Annotated in this window: 7 protein-coding genes and 1 pseudogene; 3 read left to right on the top strand and 5 right to left on the bottom strand. The window is 65.5% G+C overall.

What is annotated here, in order from left to right:
- Positions 1 to 203: 203 nt before the first annotated feature.
- A pseudogene (locus tag ACWF82_RS32825) lies at positions 204 to 707 on the bottom strand (flavin reductase family protein); the annotation flags it as partial.
- A 128-nt stretch (positions 708 to 835) separates the two neighbouring features.
- Between ACWF82_RS32825 and ACWF82_RS32820 the strand changes: the two are divergent.
- Positions 836 to 1,531 carry a PadR family transcriptional regulator gene (locus tag ACWF82_RS32820; RefSeq protein WP_452507463.1) on the top strand — a complete coding sequence of 232 codons (696 nt, stop codon included), beginning with the start codon at positions 836 to 838 and terminating at the stop codon, positions 1,529 to 1,531.
- A 196-nt stretch (positions 1,532 to 1,727) separates the two neighbouring features.
- Here the strand turns inward: ACWF82_RS32820 and ACWF82_RS32815 are convergent, their stop codons facing one another.
- The 4 genes from ACWF82_RS32815 to ACWF82_RS32800 all read right to left on the bottom strand — a co-directional run bounded on the left by ACWF82_RS32815 (position 1,728) and on the right by ACWF82_RS32800 (position 5,385).
- Positions 1,728 to 2,690 (bottom strand): alpha/beta hydrolase, encoded by a 963-nt coding sequence (locus ACWF82_RS32815; RefSeq protein ID WP_452507462.1) that lies wholly within the window; start codon positions 2,688 to 2,690, stop codon positions 1,728 to 1,730.
- Between the two features lie 152 nt (positions 2,691 to 2,842).
- On the bottom strand, positions 2,843 to 3,067 hold the full coding sequence (locus ACWF82_RS32810; protein WP_452507461.1) for a hypothetical protein: 225 nt from the start codon (positions 3,065 to 3,067) through the stop codon (positions 2,843 to 2,845).
- 364 nt (positions 3,068 to 3,431) lie between these two features.
- Entirely contained in the window at positions 3,432 to 4,058 is a 627-nt protein-coding gene (locus tag ACWF82_RS32805) for a 2'-5' RNA ligase family protein (protein ID WP_452507460.1), read from the bottom strand.
- Positions 4,036 to 5,385, bottom strand: coding sequence for a hypothetical protein (locus tag ACWF82_RS32800; RefSeq protein ID WP_452507459.1), 1,350 nt, complete (start codon positions 5,383 to 5,385; stop codon positions 4,036 to 4,038). The genes ACWF82_RS32805 and ACWF82_RS32800 overlap by 23 nt, the downstream gene beginning before the upstream one ends.
- A 605-nt stretch (positions 5,386 to 5,990) precedes the next feature.
- On the opposite strand from ACWF82_RS32800, the gene ACWF82_RS32795 reads away from it, so the two are divergent.
- Both ACWF82_RS32795 and ACWF82_RS32790 read left to right on the top strand, forming a co-directional pair.
- Positions 5,991 to 6,497 carry a hypothetical protein gene (locus tag ACWF82_RS32795; protein WP_452507458.1) on the top strand — a complete coding sequence of 169 codons (507 nt, stop codon included), beginning with the start codon at positions 5,991 to 5,993 and terminating at the stop codon, positions 6,495 to 6,497.
- Positions 6,498 to 6,605: 108 nt separating this feature from the next.
- Entirely contained in the window at positions 6,606 to 8,504 is a 1,899-nt protein-coding gene (locus ACWF82_RS32790) for a hypothetical protein (RefSeq protein WP_452507457.1), read from the top strand.
- Positions 8,505 to 8,661 lie beyond the last annotated feature (157 nt).

Here is an 8,661-nt window from a genome sequence, read left to right as displayed (position 1 = left end):
GCCCAGGACCCGCGCGAGCGCGGGGCAACCTGTGGTCGTTCGGCACCTACCGCGGCGAGCCGCGGCGCTGACGCCGTCGGGCGACGGCACCACCGGGCGACGGGTCCGCCGCGGCCCGTCGCCCGTTCCTCACTTCGCCTCGGCGTAGTGGTCGACGAGCGCGACGGTGAGCGGGAAGTCGACCGGGAACTCCCCGAAGAGGAGGCCGCGAAGCCGCCGAACCCACCCCGATAGAACAGCAGCGGCCTGCCGTCCTCGGCCGCCCGCAGGTCACCGATCCGGGCCAGCACCACCGTGTGATCGCCCGCGTCGTGCTCGAGCTCCACGTTCACCTCGATATGGGCCAGCGCCCCGGCCAGCGCGGGCGCGCCGTTGCCCGCCCGGTCCCACTCGACACCGGCGAACTTGTCGGCGCCGCTCACCGCGAACTGACGGCACAGCGCGCTCTGCTCCTCGGCCAGGATGTTGATGCACAGGGCGCCCGCCTCGCGCAGCAGCGGCCAGCTGGTGGAACTCTTGGCCGGGCAGAACGACACATACGGCGGGTCCAGCGACACCGACACCACCGACTGGCAGGTGAAACCGAGCGGTCGCGTCCCGTCGTGGGCGGCGATCACCGCGACGCCGGTCGCGAAGTGACCGAGCACTCTGCGCAGCTCTGCGGGTGCTGGGATACCTGCGTCGAGGGCGACGTTGTCTGCATTCATAGGGGTCCTCCCGAACGGAACTCGATGCCCCCACGATCCGGGGTGAGCGGTGCGCGGCTCAAGACGTTCTCCCGGTCAGCGGTTGTCGGCGGGTAAATGGTGCCAAGCGGGGTTGATAACATGCAGCGATGGCGACTCCCGACCCCGATCCCGGCGTGCCCAATCTGCCGCCGACCAGCTGGGCGGTGCTCGCCATGCTCTCCTACGAGGAGGAAGTCTCCGGCTACGACCTGAAGAAGTGGGCCGACTGGAGCCTGCGCTACTTCTACTGGACCCCGTCCTACAGCCAGATCTACGCCGAACTGAAGAAGCTCGAGAACCACGGGTTCGCGAGCTCGCGGCTCGACCACGACAACGCCATGCGTGGCAAACGGCTGTATCAGATCACCGACTCCGGGCGCGAGGCGGTCACCGCGTGGTGGAACAAGGCGCCGGTCGACGCCTCGGTGCTCAAACACCATGTGCTGCTGCGCGTCATGTTCGGCCACCTCGGCTCCCCGGACCGGATCAAGCAGATCCTGCGCGACCACATCGCCGACGTCGAGGAGCTCGAGCAGCGGGCCGCGATCGACGCCGAGGCGGCGAAATCCGAACCGGGCTGGGCCTATTCGCAGCTCGTGCTGCAGTGGGCGCAGCGCCACTACACGGCCGAACGTGAACTCGCCCAGCAGTTGATCGACGACATCGACAACGCGGCCACCGTCCTGGCCGGCGCCGAACACGACGACCGCGCCGACTACCCCCATCCGACGCCGGGGCGCTGGCGCGAGATCGAGCAGCGCGTGCGCGAAGAAGAGGGCATGCACGACCCGGCCGACCGGTGAGCCGGCCGGGCCGCCGCGGCGATCACGCCATGAGCGCCCGCTGATGCCCGTGCCTCCGTCCGGGCGGTGTTCGATCTCGACTGCGTGGTCGTCGACGATCCGCTGACCGGGTGGCCGATGATCGTGCCGGGGCGGCGTAGCGGGTCGCGACCATAGCCCCTCGGCTACGCGAAGTTGTCGCTTCGAGGAACGTCCGCTATGCCGGACCGAGCACGTCGCGCACCATCGCCCAGACCTCGGTGCGGGCGGCCTGGGTGGCGGCCAGGGACGGAATGGTGAGGAAGCCGTGGAACAGCCCGTTGTAGCGGCGATGCCGCACCACGACGCCGTCCCCGGCCAGCCGTTGCGCATAGGCGTCACCGGCCGAGCAGGGCGGGTCGAGTTCGGCGGTGACCACCACCGCGGGCGGGAGGCCGGCCAGCGTGGATGCCCTGGTCGGCACGAGGCGGACGTCGTCGGTGCCGTGCGGTGCGTAGTTCTGCCAGTACCACCGCATGGCGCTGGTCGTGTTGTAGTGCCCGGTGCCGAACCGCTGATAGGACTCGGTCTCGAAATCGTCGTCGATCACCGGATAGATCAGAATCTGCGCCGCGACCTCGGGACCACCACCGTCCCTGACCGCGATAGCCACGGTGGCCGCGAGATTGCCGCCCGCGCTGTCGCCGGCCAGCGCGATCCTGGCTGGATCACCGCCGTACGCGCCCGCGTTCCCAGCGGCCCAGCGCAGCGCGGCGAGCATGTCGTCGTGGGCGGCGGGGGCAGGATGCTCCGGTGCGAGCCGGTAATCGACCGAGATCACCACCGCACCGACCCCCGCCGCCATCGAACGGCAGAACTCGTCATGACTGTCGAGATCGCAGAACACGAATCCACCACCGTGCGCGAACACGATCACCGGCAGCGTCGCGTCATCGTGATGCGGCCGGAACACCCGCAGCGGCAAGGGCCCGCCAGGCCCGTCGATGGTGAGGTCGCGCGCCTCGCGCATCTCGGGAAGACGTTGCAGCGGAGCACGCCTGGCGCGGATCGCCGCCCGCGCCTCGGCGGCCTCCATCGTGGCGACATCAGGGAACCCGGCGTCGAGCGCGGCAAGCATCGCCGCGACTTCCGGATCGCGAACGGCGCCGGGGCCGGTGGTCGGGAAAACTCGTGCAGTCATGCAGGTCACGGTAAGTTCGGGCCGCGTGGCCGGAACCGCGTTCTCCCGCTGGGCGGAAACACCAGGTCGGCACTCGCCGATAGTGGTGGGCCGGTGCCACAGCGCCGGCTCCACTGCTCTCGACCCGAAGGGGATGGGCCGAGTGAGCAACGCTACGCAGCCAGGACGTAGGCCCGCAGCGTTTCCCGCGCGTCAGCGGCGGCAGCCGAATCCGCGAAATTCTCAGCCAACAGCCCGTCCAACTGCTTCAACCGCTTCCGCACCCAACTGAAATGCGCACTGATCGGCGACAACAACACCGGCTCCACCGCCGCCAAGCTCGCGTCCAGGTCGCCCAGCCGCGCAGACGCCGACGCCAAGTAGATTTGCGACAGCATCTCGTCACCAGGGGATCGCTGCACCTGCCACGCGCGGATCGCATCCTCCTAAGCCCGCGCCGACTTCCGCAACACCACGGGGTCGTCCGCCCACATCAAGCTGAATCCGCGGTAGTGATCTGTTTGGCCTCGGAAAAGCGGAACAGCCCCGCTGCCTCATCAGGGTCGGTCCGCTCGCGCGCCCGCTCCGCTTCGTCGAGCAAATCCAGTGCCAGCCGCGAGTCACCAGGCAAGCGGCGTTTCGACGCCGGCTTCGGACCGGTTCATCACCTTCTTGACGCCGCTCATTCGTACGCTCGCTGCGTACTGTGGAGTAGCACCGGTGTGACGACATACCTGCCTGCTTCGAGGTGAAGCCGCCAGCTCAGGAGACACGATCGCGCTTCGCAAGCGGGGCTCGTCCGACCGTCTCCCAGCGGTATCCATGTCCGCGTCGTTCCAGTGCGACCATGCACACCGCCGAGACGGAGACGGCAACGGCACCAGGAAGATCCGCGGCACGTGCGGTCGCTGCAGCTTCCGCCGTCAGCCCTTCGTACATCGGGTAGGCGATCGTCATGTGGGGCGCGGACGACGAATCTCGCACCGGGGCAGCTGGAGACACCGACTGGGTCGCCGCCCGCGCAGCACCGCGAACTTCCTCGATCCGCGGGCCGGGCGAACAGATGAACGCCACCGCACCCCGCAGGTTTGCGACCCGATCGACGGTCAGGACGAAGGGCGCCAGATTCTGGCACCGGCGCGTCCCGGCCTCGAGGATCGCAGCTCGCTGCTCGGGCGTCGACGATCCCGGGGCGGCAATCCTGTCCAGTGTCAGGTGAAGAGTGTCGAGTGGTGTCAGTTCGAAGCGGCTCGAATCCACCACCTGCTGGCAGTATCTTGCTGCCGCGTGCAGACCGGCCGCGTGTTCGAAGGTGAGAAACCAGTAGTAGCCCAGCGCACCCGCCCGGTTCTCATGCGGCGGCCGGTCACTCATGACGATCAGGTGCATCGGTGAGCATGTCCCGCAGCGTACGCAGCTCCCGGGTACTTCCCCACCTGGCAGTCGCGTCACGGACGAACTCCAGTCCTCGACGATGAACCTGGAGCATCGGGACGCCCATCGCCGGGTCGAGCGCGTCGAGCATGATATTGGTCGCGGCGTCGAGGTCGGCGTTTTCGGCCAGCACGTTGGCCCGCGCCAAGTCGATCAGTATCAGCGAACGTCCCCAGCGAGAGTCAGCTTCGCTCATCTCAGCCAGTGCCACGCGCCCGTACTCCTCAACCTTGTCCGGCATCCCCAGCGACAGATAGGCCGTCGCCGCATTGCCGGTGACCTGTGCCAGGCTGTAACTGTCGAGCGTGATGCTGGACGGCGAGCCGCTGGGCGAACCGTAACGTGACAGCGCCTGGTGCGCGTCCTCGACTGCACGGTGCACCCCTGTCGCGTCGCCGAGCTTGCCCCGTGACCGGGCGATGCCGTTGATCGCAAGACGAACGCTCTGTGGTTGGTTGGAAGCTAGCGCGAACCCGTCCTCGGCGTAGGCCAAAGCCTTGTCGAAACGACCCGCGTAGTACTCGCAAAAGCTCTGCATTCCACGCGCCCACGACGCCAGGTTGGTGTCTTCCGCATACCGGCCGAGCTCGAACGACTCATGGCTGTACGCGCCTGCCAGCGAGAAGTTCCCACAACCGACGGTGATGTACCCGAGCAGCCCCGAAGTGTGGCTGGAAATCTCGTACAACTCGCGCCGTTGCCGCAAATCACTGCACTCGTCGATGAGGGTCTCCAGCCACGCTCGCTGCTTCGTCAGGGCAGGGAGGAGTGAGGCCGGCGTCAACCGCTCGAAGTTGTCGATGAGTCCCTGCGTACTGCTGCGAAGCCGCGCGATCACCTCGGGATCGACCGACCGGCTGAGCTTGTCCGCACGGGCAAGCACAGAGAGAAGTTCGAGGCTTGCCTCCTGGCCGTCGGGCGGCAGTGAGGTGGGAGAAAGAATCGAGTGTGGTGACGCATTTGGTGCGTGGCTCGCGAGTGCCTTGTCCGGCGCTACCAGTCGCTGGTCTGGTTGCTGGTGACGCGTTCGCCATGCCTCCTCGCCCTCAGCAACGATCTGCGCGAACCGCTCTCGATCGTCCGCGGTTGCACGCTGCCGGAACGCGGTGTCGAGGATGGCTTGCGCCTTAGAACGCGGAGTGACAGAGCTCAGACCGGAACGCCAGTTCGCCACGGTGGTGAGTTCCACACCCAGCATCGCCGCAAAGTCGCGAACCGAGCACCGCATGGCCTCCTGCAAGGCGGCTGCCTCGAACCCTGTCCATGAACGACCTCGGATCATAACCCCACCTATGCAAACGCATCTGACCTGGGAAAATACCGACGATACGCCAACGGCGCGCGCACGCAACGCGATCGCGTCCGAAACCGTCTGTGGGACACGATGAAACCGGTTTCCGATACCGGGAGACGCCGAATCCCCATGCGGTGCATCGGTCTGTCTAGAGAGGAGATGGGCGGGTGGCGAAAGCCCCGGTATCGGATTCCACCACTGCCCACCCTGGCTCTGTGGCCGCAGGGCCGCAGGGATCGAAATGCACAACGAGGCAAACCGTGAATCACTCCGCCACCACTCGAGCAACTGAAATCCAGGCCAGTTCCGCAGCGCGCGGGCTACCCGCGCTGTCGGTACGTGAGCCCGTCACCTTTCCGTCACTCTCGGATCTACACTTTCGGTCCGATGCCGCGACCCTGAACAAGCTGCTCACGGCCCTCACCGACTTCAACCCGCCCTTGTCCGCATGAGCGAAACCTGGCAGGAGCGCGGAGCTCATCTGACCGAGCGGGCGGCCAAGATATTTCTCCGCCGCAGCCAGAGGTAGTCGAAATGGATACCATCGGCACGGTTCACCGGAGCACAACGCGACTACCGGAAGGGCGGCAGTCTTGGACGAGGACCTCATCCCCTACACAGACGCTGAAAGGCGTCGGCACGAAAACCAGCAATGCGCACCAGAATTCATGGAGTGGCTGGCCCAAGAGCCAGCAGATTTGGCGCGGTTGGTCGAGGAGACGCCAGGTCTGGCCGATCTGGACGACCCCTGGACACGAGAAGGACTCAACCTTATCGATGCCGCCGCGCGCGGCGCGTTCCCTGATCCTGATGCCGACCTTGGACGCGACGAACAGGCCGCGTTTGCTCGGATGGCACGAGGACTCGGACACATCGTCTTGCTCACTCTCGGTGTGGGCAAATGGGTGTGGGTCAACAACACTGTCCTTGAAATCGCGCCGCTGGGGCCTGCGGTGGAACTCCCCAAAGCGCCTGCGTGGGTCGACCCTGACGCGATGCTGCGGGCAGCGCTGGCGCGCCCGGAAAACCTGGTGCGGATGCTCGACAATGCGATCGATGCATACCACCGCTGGATATCAGGAGGATTCGCAGACAGCTGATAGCGGTGCTCGACCGGACTGCCGATGACCGGCTCCGACCAGACAGGAGGGTCGGACGGCTCCCCATCTGGACAAGGCGGATCTGAGTCGGCCGCAAGTTCACACGGTGTGGGCGGGGGTAACCATGCCGGCACTGGTGACGTCGTTCCGCGGACTGACCGAGGTCTCACCGAGGCGGGCGATGTAGGGCACCGTCAGTACATCCTCGGCAAACTAGCCGAGGGCGCTGCTGCACTGAACACGGCACGCGATCCCCAACGGTGGCAGACCGAGGTCGAACGCTGGGGGGACCGAAAAACCCGCCACGACATGATGATGCATGGTCACCTGGAAATGACCGGCCGAACTGCCGAGGAAAACTGGCGACACGAAGTCGTACAAAAGACCCCGATGGGTGATCGGCGGCACGATGTAGCCAAGGTTAATCCGAAAACGCACAAGGTCGGTAAGGCTGTCGAGTACAAGGCCGGGTGGGTCGGCCGGGAGGAAGGGCTCAAGCAGCTCGCCAAGGACGAATTCCTCCTGACCTTCGGTCAGGTTCAGGAGGCCGAATACATAGTCCGTGGCACCGACCCTCCACACCCGGACGTGCTGGCCGAGGCGAAGCGCCTGGCGCAGAAGTACCCCGCACAGTTCAAGGTGATCGAGCTCTCCGACAAGCAGTTCGAGCAGGCGATTGAACTTGGTCGCCCGGTTGTACGCGCCCAAGCCGCAAGAAAGCTTGAAAAGGCGATCGAGCAGGTACGTGAAACCCCCGAGCTGAGAACGGCCTTTCCGGCCTTGAAGGGTTTCCTGCGTGAGATCGAAAAGGCCAACGAGCGAGGTCAACCGATCAGCCTCGAAGTGCTTATCGGCTCACGCGACGAACTCGCCAACCTGATCGAAGTAGACCGGGCGACGACGCAGGAGATCGACAAGGCAGCACGCGAAGCAGCGAACCTGCGGCTCAAGGACGCGCTGGTAGTGGAGCACGTGCAGGCGCAGAAGCGCGACGAGCGCTACCAGGAGATGAACAGGCTCCTCGGACGGGTAGATACCGCGGTCGTGCATGCTGCCGCCCGTGTCGTCGAAGGTCATGTCGCGGTGCGTGACCGCGAGGCCATTCGTGAACAGATCAAGGCAATCCAGCAGCGCGACATCGACCAAGGCAGCAAGCGTCAGCTGATCGACCGGATCGGCGAGCACGTACGGGTCGCTAAATCCTTGCGGGAGGAGCACGAAAGAGAACAGTGGGATGAGCGCGAAGTCCTCGACAACCTCGGACTGCATCCTTACTACCGCGACGCGGCGGCGAAGGAGCTCGAGAACCGCCGCCAGGAACGCGATCGCGGCATCGCCGGGCAGTTGATGCTCGCCGCAGATCCTGCGAACTCCAAGCCATCTGCGCAGGAAGCCGATAAGGCACGCGCTGAGGAAAAGGCTCGCGCCGAACGAGACAAGGCCCGCGACCTCGAGAAGGCAAAGCTGCTCGAACGCATTGTCGACACACACAACGCCCGCCTGGCCGAAGTGGCACGGGAGCAAGCCGAGCGGCTAGCCCGCGACGATCCAGCGTCTAGCGCACGGGCCGCGCAGCAGGTCGAAGCCTCACGAAAAGCGCTACAGCTGGATAAAGAAGTCCTGGCGCAGCAGGTCGACCCTCGCGCGATCAACGGTCTTCTACACGGTGGCGTTCGATGGGAACGCGACCTCCAGGCCTACTCGCTCGAAGTAAGCCCTGGTGAGACTTTGTACTTCGGTCGATCCAGCTACGAGGCGTACTACGCCGAGCAGATCGCTCGTGTCGACCGCGGCCAGGAATTGGACGTTGTGGAAACTAACCAACTCATGCGGATGGGTAGCCGCGAGAAGGACATTGCATCCTCGCGCGAGCGACTCGAGCAAATCAGAGACCAAGATGCCCGCGAGCGAGCCGAACTAGGTCGACGCGGAACTCAGCACAGAACCCAAGTACGAGAGCGAGAGATGCAAGACCGTGCACGAGGACAAGAACGGGGTCGACGTTGAGGACCGACACCGTACTGCCGCTGCGGTCGCCCGGAAAATTGTCGAAGTTGTCGGCGGCGCGCGATTTCGGCGGTGTCACAACCGTGGTGATCAGGTTGGTCCTGGTCATGCCGCGTAATGGACCTGCCACACTAGTACTCCCCATCGAAAGGAACCC

The organism is Nocardia sp. NPDC055053 (assembly GCF_053608285.1).
This window is presented reverse-complemented; position numbering and strand designations above follow the sequence as displayed.